19 protein-coding genes and 1 pseudogene are annotated in these 25,483 nt (G+C 68.3%); 11 read left to right on the forward strand and 9 right to left on the reverse strand.

Annotated features, from left to right (window positions below; genetic code table 11):
- Positions 1–10: 10 nt before the first annotated feature.
- On the reverse strand, positions 11–967 hold the full coding sequence (locus CVH10_RS15900; RefSeq protein ID WP_369335828.1) for a helix-turn-helix domain-containing protein: 957 nt from the start codon (positions 965–967) through the stop codon (positions 11–13).
- A gap of 189 nt (positions 968–1,156) precedes the next feature.
- Between CVH10_RS15900 and CVH10_RS15905 the strand changes: the two genes are divergently transcribed.
- The 3 genes from CVH10_RS15905 to eat all read left to right on the forward strand — a co-directional run bounded on the left by CVH10_RS15905 (position 1,157) and on the right by eat (position 4,939).
- Positions 1,157–2,563, forward strand: a complete 1,407-nt coding sequence (locus CVH10_RS15905; RefSeq protein ID WP_035598841.1) for an ethanolamine ammonia-lyase subunit EutB — start codon at positions 1,157–1,159, stop codon at positions 2,561–2,563.
- Entirely contained in the window at positions 2,563–3,387 is an 825-nt protein-coding gene (gene eutC / locus CVH10_RS15910; RefSeq protein WP_106489216.1) for an ethanolamine ammonia-lyase subunit EutC, read from the forward strand. The genes CVH10_RS15905 and eutC overlap by 1 nt, the downstream gene beginning before the upstream one ends.
- Before the next feature lie 100 nt (positions 3,388–3,487).
- On the forward strand, positions 3,488–4,939 hold the full coding sequence (gene eat, locus CVH10_RS15915; protein WP_106489217.1) for an ethanolamine permease: 1,452 nt from the start codon (positions 3,488–3,490) through the stop codon (positions 4,937–4,939).
- Between the two features lie 77 nt (positions 4,940–5,016).
- Here eat and CVH10_RS15920 read toward each other — a convergent pair whose 3' ends face one another.
- The 4 genes and pseudogenes from CVH10_RS15920 to CVH10_RS15930 form a co-directional block, all read right to left on the reverse strand.
- Entirely contained in the window at positions 5,017–6,843 is a 1,827-nt protein-coding gene (locus CVH10_RS15920; protein ID WP_035598834.1) for a sodium:proton antiporter, read from the reverse strand.
- 103 nt (positions 6,844–6,946) lie between these two features.
- Positions 6,947–7,048 (reverse strand): DUF2905 family protein, encoded by a 102-nt coding sequence (locus CVH10_RS27255; protein ID WP_369335830.1) that lies wholly within the window; start codon positions 7,046–7,048, stop codon positions 6,947–6,949.
- Positions 7,049–7,094: 46 nt separating this feature from the next.
- A pseudogene (locus tag CVH10_RS27260) lies at positions 7,095–7,148 on the reverse strand (hypothetical protein); the annotation flags it as partial.
- Positions 7,149–7,185: 37 nt separating this feature from the next.
- Positions 7,186–10,428 carry an FAD-binding and (Fe-S)-binding domain-containing protein gene (locus tag CVH10_RS15930; RefSeq protein WP_106489218.1) on the reverse strand — a complete coding sequence of 1,081 codons (3,243 nt, stop codon included), beginning with the start codon at positions 10,426–10,428 and terminating at the stop codon, positions 7,186–7,188.
- A gap of 169 nt (positions 10,429–10,597) precedes the next feature.
- Here CVH10_RS15930 and serS point away from each other — a divergent pair, with 169 nt between their 5' ends.
- The gene (gene serS, locus CVH10_RS15935) at positions 10,598–11,875 is read left to right on the forward strand and encodes a serine--tRNA ligase (protein WP_035598826.1); all 1,278 of its coding nucleotides are present in this window, start codon (positions 10,598–10,600) and stop codon (positions 11,873–11,875) included.
- An 86-nt stretch (positions 11,876–11,961) separates the two neighbouring features.
- On the opposite strand, the gene CVH10_RS15940 is transcribed toward serS, so the two are convergent.
- On the reverse strand, positions 11,962–12,765 hold the full coding sequence (locus tag CVH10_RS15940; RefSeq protein ID WP_106489219.1) for an SIMPL domain-containing protein: 804 nt from the start codon (positions 12,763–12,765) through the stop codon (positions 11,962–11,964).
- Between the two features lie 171 nt (positions 12,766–12,936).
- Here CVH10_RS15940 and CVH10_RS15945 point away from each other — a divergent pair, with 171 nt between their 5' ends.
- The gene (locus CVH10_RS15945; protein WP_035598820.1) at positions 12,937–14,049 is read left to right on the forward strand and encodes an AI-2E family transporter; all 1,113 of its coding nucleotides are present in this window, start codon (positions 12,937–12,939) and stop codon (positions 14,047–14,049) included.
- 68 nt (positions 14,050–14,117) lie between these two features.
- Here CVH10_RS15945 and trxA read toward each other — a convergent pair whose 3' ends face one another.
- Entirely contained in the window at positions 14,118–14,441 is a 324-nt protein-coding gene (trxA, locus tag CVH10_RS15950; protein WP_035598819.1) for a thioredoxin, read from the reverse strand.
- Positions 14,442–14,681: 240 nt separating this feature from the next.
- Here trxA and cysB point away from each other — a divergent pair, with 240 nt between their 5' ends.
- Positions 14,682–15,653, forward strand: coding sequence for an HTH-type transcriptional regulator CysB (gene cysB, locus CVH10_RS15955; RefSeq protein WP_035598816.1), 972 nt, complete (start codon positions 14,682–14,684; stop codon positions 15,651–15,653).
- A gap of 87 nt (positions 15,654–15,740) precedes the next feature.
- On the opposite strand, the gene CVH10_RS15960 is transcribed toward cysB, so the two are convergent.
- Entirely contained in the window at positions 15,741–16,361 is a 621-nt protein-coding gene (locus CVH10_RS15960) for a phosphoadenosine phosphosulfate reductase family protein (RefSeq protein WP_106489220.1), read from the reverse strand.
- Positions 16,362–16,532: 171 nt separating this feature from the next.
- Complete coding sequence (gene pabB, locus CVH10_RS15965; RefSeq protein ID WP_106489221.1) at positions 16,533–17,888, reverse strand: aminodeoxychorismate synthase component I; 1,356 nt, start codon at positions 17,886–17,888, stop codon at positions 16,533–16,535.
- Positions 17,889–18,113: 225 nt separating this feature from the next.
- Between pabB and CVH10_RS15970 the strand changes: the two genes are divergently transcribed.
- The 5 genes from CVH10_RS15970 (at position 18,114) to prpF (ending at position 24,960) form a co-directional block, all read left to right on the forward strand.
- On the forward strand, positions 18,114–18,857 hold the full coding sequence (locus tag CVH10_RS15970; protein WP_035598806.1) for a GntR family transcriptional regulator: 744 nt from the start codon (positions 18,114–18,116) through the stop codon (positions 18,855–18,857).
- Positions 18,854–19,756 carry a methylisocitrate lyase gene (gene prpB / locus CVH10_RS15975; protein WP_035598803.1) on the forward strand — a complete coding sequence of 301 codons (903 nt, stop codon included), beginning with the start codon at positions 18,854–18,856 and terminating at the stop codon, positions 19,754–19,756. Before CVH10_RS15970 ends, prpB begins: the two co-directional genes overlap by 4 nt.
- 85 nt (positions 19,757–19,841) lie before the next feature.
- Positions 19,842–20,969 carry a 2-methylcitrate synthase gene (gene prpC / locus CVH10_RS15980; protein WP_106489222.1) on the forward strand — a complete coding sequence of 376 codons (1,128 nt, stop codon included), beginning with the start codon at positions 19,842–19,844 and terminating at the stop codon, positions 20,967–20,969.
- A 188-nt stretch (positions 20,970–21,157) separates the two neighbouring features.
- Positions 21,158–23,794: a Fe/S-dependent 2-methylisocitrate dehydratase AcnD gene (gene acnD / locus CVH10_RS15985; RefSeq protein ID WP_106489223.1), complete on the forward strand. Its 2,637-nt coding sequence runs from the start codon at positions 21,158–21,160 to the stop codon at positions 23,792–23,794.
- Complete coding sequence (prpF, locus tag CVH10_RS15990) at positions 23,791–24,960, forward strand: 2-methylaconitate cis-trans isomerase PrpF (protein ID WP_106489224.1); 1,170 nt, start codon at positions 23,791–23,793, stop codon at positions 24,958–24,960. Before acnD ends, prpF begins: the two co-directional genes overlap by 4 nt.
- Positions 24,961–25,483 lie beyond the last annotated feature (523 nt).

The following is a 25,483-nucleotide window of genomic DNA, read 5'->3' on the forward strand; positions in this document are numbered from 1 at the left end:
TGTCGCTGCGTCAGTGGCGGTGCCGGACCAGGGTGGCGGAGGGGGATTCGCCGAACAGCCGACGGTAGTCCCGGGCGAACTGCCCCAGGTGGTAGAACCCCCAGTCGGCCGCCGCCTGGCTCACCGTGGTCTCGGTGCCTGGCTCGCACAGGCGGCGGCGCACCCGGTTGAGCCGCGTCAGACGCAGGAACTGGATGGGGCTGATGCCGAGGATGCTGCTGAAGCTGTAGCGCAGGGTGCGCTGGCTGACGTGGGCGATCTCGCACAGCTCGTCGAGGCTGACCGGCAGCGCCGCACCGCTCTCCAGATGGTCGCGGATGCCGTCCACGACCTGGCGGCGGTGACGGTAGCTGGGCGGGCGTTCGGTATTGGGCGTCTCCTCGTGGAGGATCTCCTGCAGCGCCAGGCCGAGGATGTCCTGATGCACCTGGGGGGCGAGCCCTTCGCCCTGCAGGCCCAGCAGGCGCTCGATCAGGAAGGTCGTGGCCCGGCGCGTCCGGTGTGGCAGCTTCAGGCGCATCACCCGCTCCGGATCGGCGTCCAGCAGCGGGCGCGCCGCCTCGCCGCCCGCCCGGACCAGCCATTCGCGGCCGACCACCAGCCCGTAGATGCCGAAGCCGTCCGGGGTCACCAGCTCGAAGTCGCGGCCGCCGGGCTGGCACATGATCTCCCGCTCGCCGACCTCGTGACCGTTGATGCGGCAGCCGCGTTCGTCGACCGGAATGCCGAGCCACAGCGAGTCGGGCCAGACGTTGCACTGCTGGCCCAGCGCATGGCTGGTGTATTCCTTGAACACCTGCATCGCCGGCAGGTGGACCTCGTCGATGCGGCCGTAGAAGCCGCCCTGGCCGAACTGGTCGTACTCCTGGGACCAGTCGGTCAGGTTGTGGGCGTGCTCGTTGGCGTCCCAGGCCTCCCACATGCACTTCCTTGGTGCGCTCTCGGCGGTTCGAATCGTCTGTGACACGCGGCGTCACTCCTTCTGCCCCGGCCCTTCACGGTGCTCTATGGGGTAAGTTGTTGTTGATGTTGAACTATTGGCTTTTGCCGGAAATCGATAACGCCGGCCCTGGCGCCCTCGTTACCCTTTTCTGAAGCAACATTCGTTCCGTTCCGGCGCCTCGCGGCGGCCCGAACGCTCGACCAGGAGACGCTCATGGCCAAGGCCTATCACCATACGCTGGGAAATCGGCGCTATCACTTCGCGAGTCTCGCCGAGCTGATGGCCAAGGCCACGCCGGCCCGCTCCGGCGACCGGCTGGCCGGCGTCATCGCCGACTCCGCCGAGGAGCGGGTGGTGGCCCAGATGGCGCTGGCGGAGCTGCCGCTCTCGACCTTCCTCGAGGACCACCTGGTGCCCTACGGCGAGGACGAGATCACGCGCCTGATCATCGATAGCCACGACGCCGCCGCCTTCGCGCCCATCCGCCACCTGACGGTGGGCGACTTCCGCAACTGGCTGCTGAGCGATCTCGCCACGCCCGAGGCGATCGTTCGGGCGCGCGCCGGCATCACCCCGGAGATGGCCGCCGCGGTGAGCAAGATCATGCGCAACCAGGACCTCATTCTCGTCGCCCGCAAGTGCCGGGTGACCACCGCCTTTCGCAACACCATCGGCCTGCCGGGGCGGCTCTCCACCCGGCTGCAGCCAAATCACCCCACCGACGACGCCACCGGCATTGCCGCCAGCATTCTCGACGGCCTGCTCTACGGCAACGGCGACGCGGTGATCGGTATCAATCCGGCCACCGACAACGTCGCCCAGAGCATCAAGCTGATGACGCTGATGGACGAGGTGATCCAGAAGTACTCGATTCCCACCCAGTCCTGCGTGCTGACCCACGTCACCAACACCCTGGAGGCAATCGAGCAGGGCGCCCCCGTGGACCTGGTGTTCCAGTCCATCGGCGGCACCCAGGCCACCAACGAGAGCTTCGGGTTCGATCTCGCCACCCTCGGCGAGGCGCGGGACGCCGCCCGCAGCCTCCAGCGTGGCACCGTGGGCGACAACGTCATGTACTTCGAGACCGGGCAGGGCAGCTCGCTGTCCGCCAACGCCCATCACGGCCTCGATCAGCAGACCTGCGAGGCCCGCGCCTACGCCGTGGCCCGCCACTTCGAGCCGCTGCTGGTCAACACCGTGGTCGGCTTCATCGGCCCCGAGTACCTGTTCGACGGCAAGCAGATCATCCGCGCCGGCCTCGAGGATCACTTCTGCGCCAAGCTGCTCGGCGTGCCCATGGGCTGCGACATCTGCTACACCAACCACGCCGATGCCGACCAGAACGACATGGACAACCTGCTGACCCTGCTGGGCGCGGCGGGCTGCACCTTCATCATGGGCATCCCCGGCTCCGACGACATCATGCTCAACTATCAGACCACCTCCTTCCACGACGCCCTCTATGCGCGTCGGGTGCTCGACCTGTCGCCGGCCCCGGAGTTCGAACGCTGGCTGGACGAGATGGCGATCTTCGAGGACGTGGCCCGCCATCGCCCCAGCGGCCGGCTGCCCGACGCCTTCGCCCGTCCGCTGAGCCGGCTGCCCGAGGGAGGTGCGTGATGAGCGATGCGACTCCCACCCATGGCGTCATCGACAACCCCTGGCATCGGCTGCGCGAGTTCACCGACGCGCGCATCGGCCTCGGCCGCGCCGGCACCAGCCTGCCCACCCGGCGTTCGCTGGAGTTCCAGCTGGCCCATGCCCGCGCTCAGGATGCCGTGCATCTGCCGCTGGACGTCGAGGCGCTGTGCCACGACCTCGACGGCCTGAAGACCGGTCAGTCGATCCATCGCCTGCACAGCCAGGCGGCCGACCGCGAGACCTACCTGCAGCGTCCGGACCTGGGGCGGCGCCTCGACGAGGCCTCCCGCGAGCGGCTGGCCGAGGCCGACGACGCGCCGCGTCCCGCCGTCGATCTGGCCATCGCCGTGGTCGACGGGCTGTCGTCGCTGGCCGTGCAGCAGAACGCGCCGCCCTTCCTCGAGGCCCTGACCCGGCGGCTCGCCGAGGACGATCAGGACTGGTCGCTGGCGCCGCTGACGGTGGTCGAGCAGGGCCGGGTGGCGATCGGCGACGAGATTGGCGAGAGCCTCAACGCCCGGGCCGTGCTGGTGCTGATCGGCGAGCGTCCGGGGCTCAGCTCGCCGGACAGCCTCGGCCTCTATCTGACCTGGGGGCCGCGGGTCGGGCTGAACGATGCCGCCCGCAACTGCATCTCCAACGTGCGCCCGGCGGGCTTCGTCTTCGACGAGGCCAGCCGCCGGCTGATGTACCTGCTGCGCGAGGCGCGGGCCAAGGGCCTGTCCGGCGTGCGGCTCAAGGATCGTACCCAGGACGACGTCATCGCGTCCTCGGGCGGCGTCCAGAACTTTCTGACCTCCTGAGTCCTTGGCCTTCGGGCCCGGACACGACTCCCCGAACCGGCGGGTGCCACACCCGCTACCCTCCATCGCGATCTCACAACAACAGCGCAAAGGTGACCCGATGAACGACGCGACCCTGGACCAGGACTACCTGGCCAAACGACAGCTGAAGAAGGGCAGCGCCGGCTGGCTGCTGCTGGCCGGCCTCGGCGTGTCCTATGTGATCTCCGGCGACTTCGCCGGCTGGAACTTCGGCATCGCCGAGGCGGGCTGGGGCGGCTTCGTCATCGCCGCCGGCCTGATGGGCCTGATGTACTTCGCCCTGGTGCTGTCGCTGGCCGAGATGTCGGCGGCGATTCCCGCCGCCGGTGGCGGTTACAGCTTCGCCCGCCAGGCCATGGGGCCGGCCGGCGGCTACCTGACCGGACTGGCGGTGCTGATCGAGTACGCCTTGGCGCCGGCGGCCATCGTCATCTTCATCGGCGCCGCGGTGGAGGAGCTGCTGGGGCTCAACGGCCCGGTGGTCTATGCGCTGTTCTACGCGGTGTTCATCGGCATCCACCTGACCGGTGCCGGCGAGGCGCTCAAGGTGATGATGGTGATCAGCGGCCTGGCGGTGTTCGCCATCCTGGCCACCGCCCTGGCGCTGTTCGGCGTCTTCGATGCCAGCAACCTGTTCGACATCGCGCCCACCGATGCCGCCGGCGCCAGCGCCTTCCTGCCCTTCGGCTGGGCCGGGGTGTGGGCCGCGCTGCCGTTCGGCATGTGGTTGTTCCTGGCGGTGGAGGGCGTGCCGCTGGCCGCCGAGGAAGCCAAGAATCCGGCCCGTGACGTGCCCCGCGGCATCATCGGCGCCATGCTGTTCCTGCTGGTCACGGCGGTGCTGGTGGTGGTGCTGCTGGCAGGTGCCGCCGGGGCCGGCGCCATCGGCGCAAGCGGCGTGCCGCTGGTCGACGCGCTCAAGGCCGCCGATCATCCGACGCTGGCCACCCTGGTCAACGTGCTGGGCCTGGCCGGGCTGGTCGCCTCCTTCTTCTCGATCATCTACGGCTACAGTCGCCTGGTCTTCGCCCTGTCCCGGGCCGGGTACCTGCCGAAGATGCTGTCGCTGACCAGTCGCCGCAAGGCACCGACCTGGGCGCTGGTGGTGCCGGGCGTGTTCGGTTTCCTGGTCTCGCTGAGCGGCGAGGGCGACCTGATCCTGGGCATGGCCGTGGTCGGCGCCACCGTGTCCTACGCGCTGATGGCGCTGAGCCATATCCTGCTGCGCGTGAAGCGCCCGGAGCTGGCGCGCCCCTACAGGACGCCCGGCGGCATCCTGACCTCCGGCGTGGCCCTGGTGCTGTCGCTGGTGGCGCTGTCCGGCGTGTATGCCTTCGATCCGCGGGCCTTCCTCTACACCCTGGGGCTTTTCGCACTCGGTGCGGCCTACTTCTTCCTGTACAGCAGGAACACCCTGGTGGCGAAGACCGCCGAGGAGGAGTTCGCGCTGGTGGCGGACGCCGAGGAGAGCCTCGAGGCCAGCGGCGGCACCGATGCCGAGACCGACACCAGGCCCAGCCCCGCTGGGTAAGTCTGAAGCCGGCCGAAAACGCAGCGGGGCCGCCCATCTGGGCGGCCCCGCTGCGTCCGTGCAGGCGACGAGCGCGACTAGATCGGGCTGGCGACCGTCTGCAGCGAGTGCTTGGGCGAGTCGGCGTAGACCAGGCTGATCAGGGTGTCGCCGCGCTTGGGCGACAGGCCGGTCTCGGCCGTGGCCAGGCGCAGCCGTCCGGCGGGGCCGATGCAGATCATCGGCAGCCAGCGGCCGGCGTGTCCCTGCCGCAGCGGTTCCATGCGGAATTTCTCGCCGCAGCGCTCCAGGTGCACTTCGCCACCTTCCGCCACCAGGCGCGACAGCTTGGCGAAGGTGACGTCGCGGCCGAACAGCAGCGGCAGATGATCCAGCGCCTGGCCCTGGGGGCGGTTGCCACGACGGCCCTCGTCCACCGCCAGGCGGAAGACCCGATCGCGGCCCAGCAGGTGCTCGAAGTGCAGCGCCGCCAGGTCGTTGAGCTCCCGGTACGGCGAGAGCGGCAGCAGGTAGCCGATGCCGCTGAGCTCCAGGTGCTGGGCGGCGTGCTCGGAGAGCGGGTCGCCGTAGTAGGTGGTCAGGCCTTCGTTGCGGGCCAGCTGGATGGCGTCCCAGCTGCTGTCGGCCAGTACCACGCTGACGCCGGCGTCGCGTAGCTTGCAGGCCAGCTGGCGTGCCACGGCGTTGGCGCCGATGATCAGCACGCCGTTGGGTGAGGGGCGCTGCACGCCCAGCCAGCGGGCCAGGGGGCGGGACAGCAGGCTCTGGCTGACCACGGTGCTGATGATCACCAGGAAGGTCACCGGCACCAGCATCTCGGCCCCGGGCATGCCTTCCTCCTCGAGGCGCAGGGCGAACAGCGAGGCCACCGCGGCGGCCACGATGCCGCGCGGCGAGATGAACGCCAGCAGCGCCTTCTCGCGCCATGCCAGGTTGCTGCCCAGGGTGCACAGCCAGACCGACAGCGGCCGGGCGACGCCCACCAGCACCAGCAGGAAGATCCAGGTCGGCCAGCTCAGCAGCGCCAGCTGCTCCACGGTGAGCCGCGCGGCGAGCAGCAGGAAGAGCCCCGAGATCAGCAGCACCGAGAGGGTTTCCTTGAACTCGATGATGGGGCGGGTCGGTACGCCGCGCATGTTGGCCATCCATACCCCCATCACCGTCACCGTGAGCAGTCCCGACTCGTGGAACAGCTGGTTGGAGACGGTGAACAGCGTCAGCATCAGCATCAGGGTGCCGAAGCTGTGCAGCTGGTGGGGCAGCCAGTGCTGCCGAAGCACCAGGCCCCAGCACCAGCCGCCGGCGATGCCGAGGCCGAAGCCGATCAGCGCCGTCTGGGCGAACACCATCAACGTCTGGGTGGCCGCCTCGCCGCCGGCGCCCAGGGCCACGAACTCGTAGACCAGCACCGCGCCGATGGCGCCCATGGGATCAATCAGGATGCCTTCCCAGCGCAGGATCTGGGTCAGGTGCTCGCGGGCGCGCAGCGTCTGCAGCATCGGCAGGATCACGGTGGGGCCGGTGACCACCAGCAGCGCCCCCAGCACGCTGGCCATCTCCCAGGAGAGGTCCAGCAGCAGCCGGGCGGCCACGGTGGCGATGACGCCGGTGATCAGCGCGCCCCAGGTCACCAGCCGGCGCACCGTGCGTCCGTGGCCGCCGAGCTCGCGGAAGTTCAGCGTCAGGCTGCCCTCGAACAGGATCACCGCCACCGCCAGCGAGACCAGCGGGAACAGCAGGTCGCCGAACAGCGCATCGGGGTTCAGCAGACCCGTGACCGGGCCGGCGGCGATGCCGGCAACCAGCAGCGTCAGGATGGCGGGCAGCTTCAGCTGCCAGGCGAGCCATTGGCAGATCAGCGCCAGCAGGCCGATCATCGCCAGGTCGAAACCGGCATGCTCCATGGTCGTTCGCTCTCTCGTCAGGGTTGGGTTAAAGGGCGCGCAGCCTAGCGTCGCCGGCCCCGACATGCAATCGATGGAAGCGATGAATAACGTCGATAACGCGTCAACGTCGGAAAAGCCACAGCAGCAGCGTCAGTATGGCGCTGATCAGCAGCATGCTGGTGAGGGGAACGTAGAAGGTGGTATGGCCGCGGCGGATCAGGATATCGCCCCGGCAGCTGCCCCAGGGGCAGCCGACCGAGCCAGGGCCACAGCAGCCCGGCGGCGACTAGCAGCAGGCCGATGATGATCAGCGTGCGTGACAGGGTCTCGCCTCCGGGCCGGGTGGAGTGAAGGCCGCCTTCAGGTGGCCCGCTTGAGCGCGCTCAGAAGCCCCTGCAGCGGATGGGGTAGGGCGGCATCCGAGAGGCGCTTGGCCTGGCTGCGGCAGGAGTAGCCACTGGCCAGCAGCCGGCCGGCGTTGGCCGGGTCCTCGACCTTCGGCTGCCAGGACTGGGCGTAGATGGTCTTCGAGGTCTCGAGGTTGCGCGCCTCGTGACCGTAGGTGCCGGACATGCCGCAGCAGCCGGTAGCGACCACCTCGAGCTCGAGGCCGAAGGCGGCGAACAGCCGCTGCCAGGCCTTGGGCGTGCCCGGGGCGTTGGTCTTCTCGGTGCAGTGGGCGAGCAGCCGGTAACCGGGATCGTCGAGGCTGGCGCCCTGCGCTGCCAGCTCGGGCGCTCGCTCGGCCAGCCGCTCACTCAGCCATTCGGGCAGCAGCTGTACCTCGGGCACGGCGTCGGCGCCCAGCGCCTTCACGTACTCCTGACGGTAGGTCAGGGTCATCGCCGGGTCGATGCCGACCAGCGGCACCCCGAACTCGGCCAGCGTCCGCAGGCGCTCGGCCTGCTTCTCGGCGGTGCGCTCGAAGGCGCCGAGGAAGCCCTGCACGTGCAGCGGCTTGCCGTTGGGTGAGAAGGGCGCGACGAACACCCGCACGTCGAGGCGCTCGAGCAGCTCGACCACGTCCATCACAAGCCGGGACTCGAAGTGACTGGTGAAGGCGTCCTGCACCAGCACCACGCTGCTGGCCTTCTGCGTCTCGGTGAGCCGGCCGAGGGTGGTCGGCGTGGCCGGCGCCACGCCCCAGGCCTCGAGCTGCTTGTCCAGGCGCGCCCGGGACAGCTTGGGGCTGTCGACCATGCCCACGGGACCGGCCAGCAGACGGCTGACCCAGCGGTTGTCCAGGGCGGCGTTGTAGAGCGGCGCGATGCGGGACAGCGCCGGCATCATGAACTCCAGACCGCCGATCAGGTAGTCGCGGGGCGGACGCAGATAGCGGCCGTGATAGACCTCGAGGAACTGCGAGCGGAAGGTCGGCACGCTGACCTTCACCGGGCACTGGCCGGCGCAGGACTTGCAGGCCAGGCAGCCCGCCATGGCGTCGTAGACCTCGTGGGAGAAGTCGTCCTCGCCGCGGCGTTTGGCCAGGGTGTTCTTCAGCTTGCCGGGGAAGGCCTTGAGCGCCCCCCAGGCGCCGCCGCGGCGGGCGTCGCGCGAGGCCTCGAGCACGTCGACGCCGGCCTCGCCCTGCAGGCGCAGCCATTCGCGCATCAGGCTGGCGCGGCCCTTGGGCGAGTGGATGCGCTGGCGGGTGGCCTTCCACGACGGGCACATGGCGTCGTCGGGATCGTAGTTGTAGCAGGCGCCGTTGCCGTTGCAGTAGACGGCGTCGCCGTGGGCCTGCCAGACCCGTTCGTCGATGCGGCGGTCATGCTGGCCGCGGGTCGGCACGCCGTCGATGGCCAGAAGCCCCGGGTCGACCCACTTCACGGCCTGCTCGTCGTCGCTCGGCGTTGTCGGCTCGGAAGCGGAAGCCTGGGCCCTACCCGCGTCTTCGGGCGGGTTAGCGAGCGCCGCATCTTCGGGCGGGTTGGCGAACGCCGCGTCTTCGGGCGGCTTGGAAAGAGCGAGCGGCGTCGCGATCTTGCCCGGGTTGAGCTGGTTATGCGGGTCGAAGGCGCCCTTGAGCCGCTGCAGGCTCGGGTAGAGCGGGCCAAAGAAGGCCGGGGCGTATTCCGAGCGCACACCCTTGCCGTGCTCGCCCCACAGCAGGCCGCCGTACTTCTGGGTCAGCGCGGCGACCTCGTCGGAGATCTCGCGGATCATCGCTTCCTGGGCCGGGTCCTTCATGTCCAGCGCCGGGCGCACGTGCAGCACGCCGGCGTCGACGTGGCCGAACATGCCGTAGGCCAGGCCGCGGGCGTCGAGCAGGGCGCGGAACTCGGCGATGTAGTCGGCCAGATGCTCAGGCGGCACCGCGGTGTCCTCGACGAAGGGCAGCGGGCGCTTCTCGCCCTGGACGTTGCCGAGCAGGCCCACGGCGCGCTTGCGCATGCCGTAGACCCGGGTGATCGCTTCGCGGCCCACGGCCTGGGTGTAGCCCAGCCGGATGACGCTGTCGTCCTCGGCGAGATGCGCGCAGAAGGCCGCGACCCTCTCACTCAGGCGCTCGGGATCGTCGTCGTTGAACTCGACCAGGTTGATGCCGTGGGTCGGCGTGTCGCCGGTGTCAGGAAAGAACTCGCCGACGCTATCCCACACGAAGTCCTGCTGGGCCAGGCCCAGCACCTTGTCGTCCACCGTCTCGATGGACGTGGGAGAGGCGCTGCTGGCCATCAGCGCCTTGGCGTCGCGCAGGGCGTCCATGAAGCCGGCGTAGCGCACGTTGACCAGGGTCGAATGCTTCGGGATCGGCAGCACGTTGAGCACCGCCTCGCTGGTGAAGGCCAGCGAGCCCTCGGCGCCGCACAGCACGCTGTTGAGGTCGAACCTGCCGTCCTCGGTGCGCAGGTGCGCCAGGTCGTAGCCGGTCAGGCAGCGGTTGAGCGGCGGGAAGGTGTCGCGGATGCGTACGCGCTCGGTGTCGATGATCTCGCGGGCCATGCGGTGCACCCTGCCCACGGCGTCGTCGCGCTGGCACAGCGCCTCGAGCTCGCCCTCGTCCACCGGGCGGGTGACCAGGCGCTCGCCGCCGAGCAGCACGCTGTCGAGCTCGAGCACGTGATGGCGGGTCTTGCCGTACTCGCAGCTGCCCTGGCCGCTGGCGTCGGTGGCGATCATGCCGCCGATGGTGGCGCGGTTGGAGGTGGAGAGCTCCGGGGCGAAGAACAGCCCGTGGGGCTTGAGCGCGGCGTTGAGCTGGTCCTTGACCACGCCGGCCTGGACGCGCACCCGGCGGGCCTCGACGTCGATGTCGAGGATGGCGGTCATGTGCTTCGAGACGTCGACCACCAGGCCGTCGGTCAGCGACTGGCCGTTGGTGCCGGTGCCGCCGCCGCGCGGGGCGAGTGCCACCCGGCGAAACTCGTCGCGGGCGGCCAGCCGGGCCAGGCGCTCCAGGTCGGAGGTATTCTTCGGATAGATGACCGCCTGGGGCAGGCGCTGGTAGATCGAATTGTCGGTGGCCAGCACCGTGCGGTTGGCGTAGTCGGGGGCGATCTCGCCCTCGAAGCCGGCGTCCGCGAGGGCCTCGAGAAAGTGCAGATAGGGGGCGTCGGAACGGTCGGAGGCGCTGAGGCGCCCGGTGTCCAGTCTGGCGATCATGGCGTTTTTCGGTCGCTGTCGCTGCCGCGCGGGGCAGGGGGAGAAGGAAACCCTACTGTACCGCGACGGGCCGCAACACGCATCCTGGCGCGTGGCGCCGGGGCGGGCTTTTGCCTACAATGGCCGCCTTGCGTTTGTTGATTTCACCGACTGCGACGGACCGGATTCCATGCTCGATCCCAAACTGCTGCGCGGCGACCTCGAGATGGTCGCCCAACGACTGGCCACCCGGGGCTTTGCCCTCGACACCGCTCGTCTCGCCGACCTCGAATCCCGGCGCCGGGAGCTCCAGGCCGAGACCGAGCGCCTGCAGAACGAGCGCAACACCCGGTCCAAGGCGATCGGCAAGGCCAAGGCCGCCGGCGAGGACATTCAGCCGCTGCTCGACGAGGTCAGCGACCTGGGCGAGCGCCTGGACGCCGCCAAGGCACGCCTGGCCGAGCTGCAGGCCGAGTGGGACGAGCAGATCAGCGGCCTGCCGAACCTGCCCCACGAGAGCGTGCCCCAGGGCGCGAGCGAGGACGACAACGTCGAGCTGCACCGCTGGGGCACGCCGCGCAGCTTCGATTTCGAGGTCCGCGACCACGTGGACCTGGGCGCCCGGACCGGCCAGCTCGACTTCGATCTGGCCTCCAAGCTGACCGGCGCCCGCTTCGCGGTGATGCGCGGCACCATCGCCCGCCTGCATCGTGCCCTCACGCAGTTCATGCTCGACAAGCAGACTCTCGAGCACGGCTACGAGGAGTGCTACGTCCCCTACATGGTCAACGACGACTCGCTGTACGGGACCGGCCAGCTGCCCAAGTTCGGCGAGGACCTGTTCCGCCTGGAGGACGAGCGCGGCTATCGCCTGATCCCCACCGCCGAGGTGCCGCTGACCAACTTCGCCCGCGACGAGATCCTCGAGCACAAGCGGCTGCCGATGCGCCTGACCGCGCACACGCCGTGTTTCCGCAGCGAGGCCGGCTCCCACGGCCGCGATACCCGCGGCATGATCCGTCAGCACCAGTTCGACAAGGTCGAGATGGTGCAGCTGGTGGAGCCCGAGACCAGCTACGACACCCTGGAGGAGATGCGCGGCCACGCCGAGGCGCTGCTGCAGGCGCTGGAGCTGCCGTACCGCGTGGTGACCCTGTGCACCGGCGACATGGGCTTCGGCGCCGCCAAGACCTACGACCTGGAAGTCTGGCTGCCGAGCCAGGACACCTACCGCGAGATTTCCTCGGTCTCCAACTGCGAGGACTTCCAGGCCCGTCGCATGCAGGCCCGCTTCCGTCATCCCGACGAGAAGAAGCCGCGGCTGCTGCACACCCTCAACGGCTCCGGCCTGGCCGTGGGCCGCTGCCTGATCGCGGTAATGGAGAACCATCAGAACGCCGACGGCTCGATCACGGTGCCCGAGGTGCTGCGGCCCTACATGGGCGGCGTCGAGACGATCAACGTCTAAGCCTCGAGCGGCAGGCGCCGAGCCACGAGAAAGCCCCGAAGGTTTCGCCTTCGGGGCTTTCTTTTTCGTCGGGCCAGGCGTGCCGCTTATTCCTGGCCGCCCTCGATCTCCCAGCTGACGCTGACCGCGGCGTCGATGGAGAGAGTGCCGGGGCGATACTCGGTGGCGCCGCCGCTCTCCCGCGCATCGGCGCTCATCGCCATCATCCGCGGCTGGAAGACCGGCGCCTGGTTCTCGCTGACCGACAGCACGTCGCCCAGCTCGACGTCGAGGGTGCCGGCCATCAGCTCGGCCTTGTGCTTCGCACGCTGAAGGGCCTGGTTCAGGGCCTCGTCGGTGGCCGCGTCGCGATCGGCGAGGTCGTAGGTGACGCCGTCGAGGGCGTCGACGCCGGCCTCGGTGAGGGCGTCGAGAATCGTCGGCAGCCGGTCGAGTTCGTGGATCTCGACTTCCATGGGGCGTTCGAGGCGGGTGCGCGAGAGCGTCTCGGTCTCGCCGTCGGGGCCGCTGGATTCGCGAATCATCTCGGGCTGCACGCGTAGCGAGCCGGCGCTGATGGCATCGCGCTCGACGCCGGCCGCCTCGAGCGCCTGGATCAGCGTGGCGGCGCGCTCCTCGAGCTGGCTGCGGGCCTGGCTCAGCGCCAGGGCATCGTCGCCGCTGGCGTCGCGCTGGGCGATGGCCGGGGTGCGCTCCCACAGCCGGGCGCTGAGCGTGGCCTGGTCCGGCACCACCTCGACTTCGGCGCGGGCCTGGACGTCGAGGCGATGCGGCGCGGGCTGGCCATTGGCGGCGGCGGTCATCGGCAGGGCGGCGAGGGCCAGGGCGAGCAGGCCGCCCGAGAGGCGGGCAGGGGGGAGGCGGCGGACGGTGCGACGAACGTGGCGCATGAGACTTTCCTTATCGGCGATGGGTTCGTTCGCTTTGAGCCGTCAGCATTGCCCGGGTTCCTTGGCGCCGGCGGTTTCCTTCGAGCTTGCACGTTGACGGCTTCCCGCCGCGTTGTGCGCCGAGGCGCCAGGCGTCATGATGGCGGTCTTTTCTATGGCGGAGTGGGCGGCATGGCGGCACCCGAGAACGATACCCCGAGCAGCATACCCCTTAACCTGACGCTGGCGCTGGCCGCCCTGGTGGTGATCGTCGCCGGGATGCGGGTCGGCTCCAGCCTGCTGGTGCCCTTGCTGCTGTCGGTGTTTATCGCCGTGGTGTGCACCGGACCGGTTCACTGGCTGAATCGCCTGGGGCTCGGGCTGCGGCTCTCGGTGTGGCTGACGCTGGTGGTGATCGGTGGACTGCTGTCGCTGCTGGGCCTGCTGCTGGTCAACAGCGTCGGCACCTTCGTCGATGCCCTGCCGGGCATCGAGGAGAAGCTCAATCAGTACTACCTGAGCCTGCTCGACGGCCTCGCCAGCCTGGGGTTGGCCATCGACACCGACCGGCTGGCCGAGCTGGTGGATGCCCAGCAGCTCGGCGACTGGATCCCGGCGCTGCTCGGTCAGGTCGGCAATCTGATGATGCAGAGCGTGGTGGTGGCACTGCTGGTGATGTTCCTGCTGTTCGAGACACTGAACTTCCGCGACAAGGTGTCTCGGGCGCTGGTCAACCCGGCGCCGAGCCTGCGCCGGTTCCAGGAATTCAGCATGACGCTGAAGCGCTACCTGGCGGTGAAGACGGTGATCAGCCTGGCCACCGGGGCGCTGATCTGGCTGGCCTGCAAGCTGATCGGGGTCGAGTTCCCGCTGCTGTGGGCGGTGCTGGCCTTCGCCCTCAACTATATCCCCAACATCGGCTCGGCCATCGCCGCGGTGCCGCCGGTGCTGCTGCTGCTGGTGTCGCCGGACGGCGGTATGTTCAAGGCGGTGATGCTGAGCGGTGCTTACCTGGGCGTGAACTTCGTGCTCGGCAACCTGGTCGAGCCGCGGGTCATGGGGCGGGCCCTGGGGCTCTCGACCTTCGTCGCCTTCCTGTCGCTGGTGGTGTGGGGCTGGATCTTCGGGGCGGTGGGCATGTTGCTGTCGGTGGTGTTGACCATGACCCTGAAGATCGCGCTGGACAGCCATCCCCAGACACGCTGGATCGCCCATCTGCTGGGCTCGGGCAGCGCGCCCCTCGAGACGGCCAATCGCCCGCCCTCCGAGCGCGACAAGGTGAAGAGGGAGACGAACGCCGACTGACTCTCCGAAACGACGACGCCCCGGCCGGAGCCGGGGCGTCGTGGAGACCGCAGCCTTGCGTCGATCGATCAGGCGTTCTGATCGATGAACTGGGTCAGCTGTGACTTGGACTGGGCGCCGACCAGGGAGGCGACCTTGGCGCCGGACTTGAACAGCATCACGGTGGGCACGCCGCGCACGCCCTGTTCGGCGGCGATCTCCGGGGCGTCATCCACGTTGATGCTGACGATCTTGAGGCTGCCGTCGCGTTCTTCGGCGACCTCGTCGACCACCGGTGCCATGACCTTGCAGGGGCCGCACCAGGGCGCCCAGAACTTCAGCAGCACCGGGGTCTCGGCGTTGAGGACTTCCTGCTCGAAGTTGGCATTGGTGACATCGACGTTGTTGGCCATGGGGATTCTCCAATTACTACGTAGCGCATCGTGCGCGGATGGTCTGGGCATGCTCTCAGGCATGCTAGGTGGCTCGATGTTAGCGGTCGGTTAGGATGCTGGCAAATCTCGCGTATCGGAACCTCGCCACGTCGACGGGCGTGTGTCGCCCGGCTTGCTATGCTATAAAGTAATTATGGATGATATTCTTATTTCGCATTGGTCTTTTAAAGGCCGGATGAGCCAGGGGGAGACGCGCGCATGAAGCTCCAGCAGCTGAAATACATCTGGGAAGTCTCGCGTCACAACCTCAACGTCTCGGCCACCGCCCAGAGCCTCTATACCTCGCAGCCGGGCATCTCCAAGCAGATTCGCCTGCTGGAGGACGAGCTGGGCGTGGAGATCTTCGCCCGTAGCGGCAAGCACCTGACCCGGGTCACGCCGGCGGGGCAGGCGATCATCGACCTGGCCGGCCAGGTGCTGCGCCTCACCGAGAATATCAAGCACGTCGCCCAGGAGCATAGCGACGAGCGGCGTGGCAGCCTGTCCATCGCCACCACTCATACCCAGGCGCGCTACGCGCTGCCACCGGTGATTCGCGAGTTCACCCGCCGGTATCCCGACGTCGCCCTGCACATGCAGCAGGGCACGCCCAAGCAGATCGCCCAGATGGTCAGCGAGGGACAGGCCGACTTCGCCATCTGCACCGAATCCCTGGAGCTGTTCAACGACCTGGTGCTGCTGCCTTGCTATCGCTGGAACCGTTGCCTGCTGGTGCCCAAGGGGCATCCGCTGGCCTCGCTGGAGTCGCTGACCCTGGAGGCGCTGGCCGAGCACCCGTTGGTGACCTACGTGTTCGGCTTCACCGGGCGCTCGCAGCTCGATGATGCCTTCCGCGCCGAAGGGCTCACGCCCAACGTGGTGCTGACGGCCGCCGATGCCGACGTCATCAAGACCTACGTGCGCCTCGGCATGGGCGTGGGCATCGTCGCCCACATGGCGGTGGATCCGGAACTCGACGACGACCTGGTGGCGCTGGATGCCAGCCACCTGTTCGAGAGCTCCACCACCAAGATCGCCATCCGCCGCGGCACCTTCATGCGCAGCTTCATGTACGACTTCCTGCAGGGCTTCGCCGATCACCTGGACCGGGCACTGGTCGATGCGGCCCTGGCCGCCGGGCCGCGCCACGAGCAGGCGCTGTTCGACGACATCGTGCTGCCGGTGCGCTGACCCGGGGCGGCCCGGCCCGTACACGGAAAGAGAACGCCGGCGCCCGTCCAGAGGACGGGCGCCGGCGTCTTGCGTTTCAGCGTCGGCTCAATGCTGCAGGTGCAGGCCGCACTCGCGCTTCTCTTCCACCTTGGTGGGGTCGAAGTAGTCGAACTCGTTGGGCAGGTCGTGGGCTTCCAGGTACTGGTACATGTCGCGGGCACTCCAGTGCAGCAGCGGGGCGACCTTCAGCAGGCCGTCGGCGTTGCGGCTGACCGGATCCATCTTGGCGCGTTCCGGGGTGTCCTCGGCGCGCAGCGCGGTGAACCAGACGTCCGGGGCCATCTCGCTCAGGGCGCGATTGAAGGGCTCGAGCTTGACCTCCTCGGTGAAGGCCGCGTGGCGCGGGTCGTCGATGCCCGGCATGGGGCCCTCGACGGCCTCGCGGTGCGCCCGGGTGCGACGCGGGATGTAGCTGACCAGGTTGAGGCCGAGCTGCTTCACCACGGCGTCGGCGAAGCGGTAGGTGGCCTCGGTGTTGTAGCCGTGGTCCATCCACACCACCGGAATGTCCGGCCGCACCTGGCTGACCATGTGCAGGATCACCGCCTCGAAGGGACGGAAGTTGGTGGTGACGATCGGTCGGGCGCCCTGTTCCAGGGCCCAGCGGACCAGGGCTTCGGGGTCCTGGCCCAGGTCGCGGTTGATGGCGTCGAGTTGCGGCTCCATGAGCGCCTCCAAGAATGATGGTGTTCTCGATGACGCTACCCTAGCAGAGCCGCCATGAGCGGCCCCAATACCGATTGCTTGGATATTTATTCCGCTAAGAATTAAAAGCGTGTTTTTCTTATTCCATGGCGGACTGTTCGACCGGCGTGGCCGCGGAGTGTCCGGGCGCGGTCAGGCCGGATCGCTCAGCGCCGCCATCAGGTGGCGGATCTTGTCCAGGGTCTCGGTGTATTCCGCCTCGCCCTCGGAGTCCGCCACCAGGCCGCCGCCGCCCCACAGGTGCAGCCGGCCGCGGTCGGCCACGGCGGTGCGGATGGCGATGGAAGTGTCCATGTGGCCGCGCACGTCGACGTAGCCGAGGCTGCCGCAGTAGGCGCTACGTGCCGAGGGCTCCAGCTCGTCGATGATCTGCATGGCGCGTACCTTGGGGGCGCCGGTGATCGAGCCGCCGGGGAAGGCGGCGGCCAGCAGCGCCAGGGGCGAGTGCTGCTCGGCCAGCTCGCCGATCACCACGCTGACCAGGTGATGGACGTTGGCATAGCTTTCCAGCCCGCACAGCTGGGGCACTCGCACCGTGCCGGGGCGGCATACCCGTCCCAGATCGTTGCGCAGCAGGTCGACGATCATCACGTTCTCGGCGCGATCCTTGACGCTCGTCGTGAGTTCCTCCGCCAGACGGCGGTCCTCTTCCGGCGTGGCGCCACGCGGCCGGGTGCCCTTGATCGGGCGCGTTTCCACTCGGCCCTCGGCGCAGTGCAGGAAGCGCTCAGGCGACATCGACAGGATCGCCTGCTCGCCCCATTCGAGGAAGCCGGAGAAGGGCGTGGGCGTGGCCCGACGCAGGCGGCGATAGGCCGTCCACAGGTCGCCTTCGTAGGGCGCGCTGAGTCGTTGGGCGAGGTTGATCTGGTAGCAGTCGCCGGCGCGGATGTAGCGCTGCACGGCATCGAAGCGTGCCAGATAGTCGTCCCGGCTCATCGCCGCCGTGAAGTCGCCGGTCAGGCGGAACGCGTCGTCATCCTGGCGATCGGCCGTCGCGTCGAGCCAGCCCAGCGCCTGGGCGCGGCGTTCCGGCGTGGCGACCAGCCAGGCCTCGCAGCGCTCGTGATCCTGGATCAGCGCCCAGTCGTAGAGGCCGACCCGAGCCGCCGGCAGCTCGGCCGCGGGCTGGGCGCGGCCGGGAATCGGCTCCAGGCAGCGGCCGAGGTCATAGCTCCAATAACCGATCAGTCCGCCGAGGAAGGGCAGCTCGCTGTCGGGCACGTCCCGGGGCAGCCGCTCGAGCAGCGCGCGCTGGGCCTCGAAGGGCGACAGGTCCGCGGGCGCATCATCGACGTGGCTGCGGCCCTCGGCGTCGACCTCCAGTACGCTCAGCGGGTCGCAGGAGAGGATGTCGTAGCGGCCGCCCGGTGCGGCCGGACGGCCACTGTCGAGCAGCACGGCGTGGGGCCGGTGGCGCAGGGCGGCGAAGGCGTCCAGGGGCGAGTCCCGATAGGGGTAGGGGGTGATCTCGAGTGGTGATGTCATCGATGCGGTTTCCCTCGTCAGGCGGCACATTCTAGGCGCCAAGAAGGGCTTTGTCCCGTCACCGCGCGGCCGAGCGTCGACGGGGCGCCGTGGAGGCCACCGCTCGACGGGCCGCTCCGTCAGGTTGTTTACAACCAAAGGGGGATAAGTGCGATCATGAGGCGTATTGACCCCTGAGACGGCACTGGCTAGAGTGCTTACATCCCTTGATTGTCGACAATTACCATGACCAACGCCCAGACATCACCGGCCAACGTTCCCGAGGTCCGCACCCTGGCGGAGCGGGTCTTCCAGCAGTTGCAGGATGCCATCGTGCGTGGCGAGCTGCCGCCCGGTAGCAAGATCACCGAGCCGGGACTGTCGCGGGCCTATGGCATCTCCCGCGGGCCGCTGCGCGAGGCGATGCGTCGCCTCGAGGCGCACCGCCTGATCGAGCGGGTCCCGCATGTAGGGGCTCGGGTGGTGAAGCTCTCCATCCAGGAACTGCTCGAGCTGTTCGACGTGCGCGAGGCGCTGGAGAGCATGGCGGCGCGGATCGCCGCCGAACACATGACGCCCGAGGAGATCGCCGGGCTGCGCGAGGTGTTGGCGCTTCACGAGCGCCAGAGCGACCTGAGCCGCGGCGAGGCCTACTACCAGCGCGAGGGCGATCTGGACTTCCACTACCGCATCGTTCAGGGCAGTCACAACAGGATGCTGATGGGCATGCTGTGCGATGACCTCTACTACCTGGTGCGGCTGTATCGCACCCAGTTCAGCGCCAGCGGCTCGCGTCCACAGCGGGCCTTCGTCGAGCACCACCGCATCGTCGATGCCATCGAGGCCGGCGACGCCGAGCTCGCCGAGCTGTTGATGCGGCGCCACGTCAGCGCCTCGCGGGAGAACGTCGTCGAGCGCTACGCCGCCGTCCTCGAACAGGAACAGTCGGCCGCTTCCCAGGCCGCCGCCACCGACCGGAGAAACCCATGACCCAAGCGACGCCCGGCGCCCGTTTCCGCGCCGCCCTCGAGGCCAGTCGGCCGCTGCCGATCGTCGGCACTGTCAATGCCTACACCGCGATGATGGCCGAACGCGTCGGCCATCCGGCGATCTACCTGTCCGGCGGCGGCGTGGCCAACGCCTCCTTCGGCCTGCCGGATCTCGGCATGACCACCATGAACGACGTGGTCGAGGACGCCCACCGCATCTGCGGTGCCACCGATCGGCCGCTGCTGGTGGACATCGATACCGGCTGGGGCGGGGCCTTCAACATCGCCCGTACGGTCAAGGAGATGCAGCGTGCCGGCGTCGCCGCCGTGCATCTGGAGGATCAGGTGGCCCAGAAGCGCTGCGGGCACCGGCCCAACAAGGCCATCGTCTCCCAGCAGGAGATGGTCGACCGCATCAAGGCCGCCGCCGACGCGCGCCTCGATCCGGACTTCTACCTGATCGCCCGCACCGACGCCTTCCAGAAGGAGGGGCTCGAGGCCGCCATCGAGCGCGCCAACGCCTGCCTGGAGGCCGGCGCCGACGCCATCTTCGCCGAGGCCGTGCACACGCTGGACGATTACCGCGCCTTCTGCGAGCGCCTCGACGCGCCGATCCTGGCCAACATCACCGAATTCGGCGCCACCCCGCTGTTCAGCCAGCAGGAGCTCGCCGAGGTCGGCTGTCGCATGGTGCTCTATCCGCTGTCGGCCTTCCGCGCCATGAACGCCGCGGCGCTCAGGGTCTATCAGAGCATTCACGAACAGGGCCATCAGCGCGACGTGGTGGACCAGATGCAGACCCGCGAGGAGCTCTACGATTTCCTCAACTACCACGACTTCGAGCGCAAGCTCGATGCCCTGTTTGCAGAGAACGCGTCTGCAGAGAACGACTCGGCATAGCAGGGGCGAGGGCGCGTCCGCGTCTCTTGAGCCGACTTCGAACAACAAGACCACGCCAAGCTCACGCAGCAAGAGGAGAGACACCATGGCAGACAAATCCATCGGCGGCGCTGGCCTGCGCGGCCAGAGCGCCGGCTCCACCGCCCTGTGCACCGTCGGCAAGAGCGGTGCCGGCCTGACCTATCGTGGCTTCGACATCAGCGAGCTCGCCGACAAGGCGCGCTTCGAGGAAGTGGCCTACCTGCTGCTCAAGGGCAAGTTGCCGAACCGGGCCGAGCTCGACGCCTACGTCACCAAGCTCAAGGGCCTGCGCGGCCTGCCGCCGGCGCTGAAGACCGTGCTCGAGCAGATTCCGGCCGACGCCCACCCCATGGACGTGATGCGCACCGGCGCCTCGATGCTCGGCAACCTCGAGACCGAGGAGCGCTTCGACCAGCAGCAGGACGTCGCCGACCGCCTGCTGGCGGCCCTGCCCTCGATCATCTGCTACTGGTATCGCTTCAGCCACGACGGCGTGCGTATCGAGACCGAGACCGACGACGCGTCCGTGGGCGGGCACTTCCTGCACCTGCTGCGCGGCGAGCCGGCCTCCGAGCTGCACGCCCGGGTGATGAACGTCTCGCTGATCCTCTATGCCGAGCACGAGTTCAATGCCTCGACCTTCACCGCGCGGGTCTGCGCCTCGACGCTCTCCGACATGCACTCCTGCGTGACCGGGGCCATCGGCTCGCTGCGCGGCCCGCTGCACGGCGGCGCCAACGAGGCTGCCATGGCAATGATCGAGCACTGGCAGTCGCCGGAGGAGGCCGAGCGCGAGATCCTCGGCATGCTCGAGCGCAAGGACAAGATCATGGGCTTCGGCCATGCCATCTACCGCGAGTCCGATCCGCGCAACGCCATCATCAAGAAATGGTCGAAGCAGCTGGCCGAGGACGTGGGCGACAGCGTGCTCTATCCGGTCTCCGAGCGTGTCGAGGCGGTGATGTGGCGCGAGAAGAAGCTGTTCTGCAACGCCGACTTCTTCCACGCCAGCGCCTATCACTTCATGGACATCCCCACCAAGCTGTTCACCCCGATCTTCGTCTGCTCGCGGGTGACCGGCTGGTGTGCCCACGTCTTCGAGCAGCGCGAGAACAACCGCATCATCCGCCCGAGCGCCGACTACACAGGGCCGGAGCACAGCGAGTGGGTGCCGATCGAGGAGCGAGACTGACGCTCCAGTTCGATGCCCGGCATGAGCTTCGCCGGGGACAAGTCTGCGCGAGGGCGCTGTGAACCCATCCCTGGGCGCTACCGACGCCATCCATGGCGTAGGACCCTCGCTTCGCCTTGTCCCCGGCTTCACTGCTGCTTCCGGCGCGTCTTTTCCTGTCCACGACCCGATCCGAGGGTGGCCACGCCATGAATACCGATTACCGCAAGCCCCTGCCCGGCACCGGGCTGGACTACTTCGATACCCGCGAGGCGGTCGAGGCGATTCGCCCCGGCGCCTATGACACCCTGACCTACACCGCCCGGGTGCTGGCCGAGCAGCTGGTGCGCCGCTGCGAGCCGGGCCTGCGCGACGCCGCCCTCGAGCAGATCATCGACGGCAAGCGCGATCTGGACTTTCCCTGGTATCCGGCCCGGGTGGTCTGTCATGACATCCTCGGTCAGACGGCGCTGGTCGACCTGGCCGGGCTGCGTGACGCCATCGCCGAGCGCGGCGGCGACCCGGCCAAGGTCAATCCGGTGGTGCCGACCCAGCTGATCGTCGACCACTCCCTGGCCGTGGAGCATGCCGGCTTCGAGCAGGATGCCTTCGAGCAGAACCGGGCGGTGGAGGATCGCCGCAACGAGGATCGCTTCGACTTCATCGACTGGACGCGCACCGCCTTCGAGAACGTCGACGTCATCCCCGCCGGCAACGGCATCATGCACCAGATCAACCTGGAGAAGATGTCGCCGGTCGTGCAGGCGCGCGAGGGCATCGCCTTTCCGGATACCTGCGTCGGCACCGACAGTCACACCCCGCATATCGACTGCCTGGGGGTGATCGCCATCGGCGTCGGCGGCCTCGAGGCCGAGACCGTGATGCTGGGCCGCCCCTCCATGATGCGCCTGCCCGACATCGTCGGCGTGCGGCTGACCGGCCAGCGCAAGCCCGGCATCACCGCCACCGACATCGTGCTGGCGATCACCGAGTTCCTGCGCAACGAGCGGGTGGTGGGCGCTTATCTGGAGTTCTTCGGTGAGGGCGCGGCGAGCCTGACCATCGGCGACCGTGCCACCATCTCCAACATGACGCCGGAATACGGGGCCTCGGCGGCGATGTTCTACATCGACGACCAGACCCTCGACTATCTCAGGCTGACCGGCCGCGAGCCGGAGCAGGTGGCGCTGGTCGAGCAGTACGCCAGGACCGCCGGCCTGTGGGCTGATGACCTGGCCGGCGCCGAGTACGAGCGGGTGCTGGAGTTCGACCTCTCCAGCGTGGAGCGCAACCTGGCCGGGCCGTCCAATCCGCACCGTCGCCTGCCGACCAGCGCGCTGCACGACCGCGGTATCGCCGTCGACTACGACAAGGCACAGGAAGAGGAGAAGGAGGGCAAGATGCCCGATGGCGCGGTGATCATCGCCGCCATCACCAGCTGCACCAACACGTCGAATCCGCGCAACGTGGTGGCCGCCGGCCTGCTGGCGAAGAAGGCCAACGCACTGGGCCTCGTGCGCAAGCCCTGGGTGAAGTCGTCCTTCGCGCCGGGGTCCAAGGTCGCGCGCCTCTACCTGGAAGAGGCCGGTCTGCTGCCCGAGCTGGAGAGGCTCGGCTTCGGCATCGTCGCCTACGCCTGCACCACCTGTAACGGCATGTCCGGCGCCCTGGACCCGAAGATCCAGCAGGAGATCATCGACCGCGATCTCTATTCCACCGCCGTGCTGTCCGGCAACCGCAACTTCGACGGGCGCATTCATCCCTATGCCAAGCAGGCCTTCCTGGCCTCGCCGCCGCTGGTGGTGGCCTACGCCATCGCCGGCACGGTGCGCTTCGATATCGAGCAGGACGCTCTGGGCTTCGGTCCCGATGGTCAGCCGATCACCCTAAAGGACCTGTGGCCCTCGGACGAGGAGATTGACGCCATCGTCGCCGAGTACGTCAAGCCGGAGCAGTTCCGCGAGGTCTATATCCCGATGTTCGATCTCGACGCGGTGGAAGCCGCCGAGAGTCCGCTCTACGACTGGCGAGCGCAGAGCACCTATATCCGCCGGCCGCCCTACTGGGAAGGCACCATGGCGGCCGAGCGCGGGCTCAAGGGCATGCGGCCGCTGGCGATCCTGCCGGACAACATCACCACCGATCATCTGTCGCCGTCCAACGCCATCATGGCCGACAGCGCCGCCGGCGAGTACCTGGCGAAGATGGGCCTGCCGGAAGAGGACTTCAATTCCTACGCCACCCACCGCGGTGATCATCTCACCGCCCAGCGCGCGACGCTGGCGAATCCCAAGCTGTTCAACGAGATGGTGCGCGACGAAGCGGGCGAGGTGATCCAGGGCTCGCTGGCGCGGATCGAGCCGGAAGGGAAGGTCACCCGCATGTGGGAGGCCATCGAGGCCTACATGGAGCGTCGCCAGCCGCTGATCATCATCGCCGGCGCCGACTATGGCCAGGGCTCGTCGCGGGACTGGGCGGCCAAGGGTGTGGCACTCGCCGGGGTCGAGGCGATCGTCGCCGAGGGCTTCGAGCGCATTCACCGCACCAATCTCATCGGCATGGGCGTGATGCCGCTGCAGTTCGAGCCCGGCACGACCCGTCATACGCTAGCGCTCGACGGCACCGAGACCTATGACGTGGAGGGTGACCCCGCGCCGGGCGCGACGCTGACGCTGGTGATTCATCGTGCCGCTGGCGAGCGTACGGAAGAGAGCGAGCGCGTGCCGGTGATCTGCCGCCTGGATACCGCCGAGGAAGTCTCCATTTACAAGGCCGGCGGCGTGCTGCAGCGCTTCGCCGAGGACTTCCTGGAAGGGGAAGAGAGCGAGGAGGCGAGCCACGCATGACCCAGATCCGCATTCCCGCCACCTATATGCGTGGCGGTACCAGCAAGGGCGTGTTCTTCCGCCTGGACGACCTGCCCGAGGCCGCTCGAGTGCCCGGAGTGGCACGCGATGCGCTGCTGCTGCGCGTGATCGGCAGCCCCGATCCCTATGGCAAGCAGATCGACGGCATGGGCGGGGCGACCTCGAGCACCAGCAAGACGGTGATCCTGTCGAAGAGCGAGCGTCCCGATCACGACGTCGACTATCTGTTCGGCCAGGTGTCCATCGACGCGCCCTTCGTCGACTGGAGCGGCAACTGCGGCAATCTCTCGTCGGCCGTGGGGCCCTTCGCCATCGCCAGCGGCCTGGTCGATCCCGAGCGCCTGCCGCGAGACGGCATCGCCGAGGTGCGCATCTGGCAGGCCAACATCGGCAAGACTCTCGTTGGCCACGTGCCGATGCGGGGCGGAGAGGTCCAGGAGACCGGCGACTTCGAACTCGATGGCGTCACCTTCCCGGCCGCCGAGGTGGCGGTGGACTTCATGGATCCCGCGGACGGGGAGGGCGCCATGTTTCCCACCGGCAACGTGGTCGACGAGCTCGAGGTGCCGGGTATCGGCACGTTGCAAGCGACCCTGATCGACGCCGGCATTCCTACCGTTTTCGTCGAGGCGGCGGCCATCGGCTATACTGGCACCGAGCTGCAGGAGGCGATCAACAATGACGCCGAGGCGCTGGCGCGCCTCGAGGCGATCCGCACCCAGGGCGCGTTGCGCATGGGGCTGATCGCCCGGCCCGAGGAAGCGGCGCAGCGTCAGCACACCCCCAAGGTGGCCTTCGTGGCGCCGCCGGCCGACTATGTCGCCTCCAGCGGCAAGACCGTGTCCGCGGAGGATATCGACCTGCTGGTGCGGGCGATGTCCATGGGTAAGCTGCATCACGCCATGATGGGGACCGCCGCGGTGGCCATCGCCAGTGCGGCGGCGGTGCCGGGCACCCTGGTGAATCTCGCCGCCGGCGGCGGCGAGCGTACCTCGGTATGCTTCGGCCATCCCTCCGGCACGCTGCGGGTGGGCGCCGAGGCACGTCAGGCGGGCAGTGGCTGGACGGCGCTCAAGGCCACCATGAGCCGTAGCGCCCGGGTGCTGATGGAAGGGGTCGTCCGAGTCCCAGAGGATAGCTTCTAGGGCGGTGGGGCAGGGCGATGCCGAAACGGCATGGGCATCGTCTTGGTCCGCACGGTGGGCTGGACTATATTTTACAGGAAGGCTTGCGTCGCCCCGGAAGAATCCGTAAAGTACGCATCCGCTGCCGGCGACGGGCAACGTTGCAGGCGGTGATAAGTGGCAAAAGCGCTTGTTTTTCTTGAGGTTTTTTCGGCGGACGTCGAAATCGCTCGATTGACAGGGTCAGCGGAATCGGTAAGATGCCGCCACTCGCTACGGTAGCCCGCTGAGGGCTCGATCGGACCTCGCTTCACTCGCTGAAGACGACCGCTCGGTCATCCGCTTCGCTCTCTCGAGAGCTTGAAGATCACCGGTTGACACGACGCGCCGATCACGTAGAATGCGCCTTCCTTGCGAGGCGCTGGTCAAGCGGCCGGTAACGCAAGATGCTCCCCTCTTTATAGAGCCCGGAGCTGCTCTTTAACAATCGATCAGATAATTCATGTGGGCGCTTGTCGGGATGTCGGTGACCAGTCACTAGATA

Source organism: Halomonas sp. ND22Bw, from assembly GCF_003011945.1.
GTDB classification, from domain to species: Bacteria; Pseudomonadota; Gammaproteobacteria; order Pseudomonadales; family Halomonadaceae; genus Halomonas; species Halomonas halophila.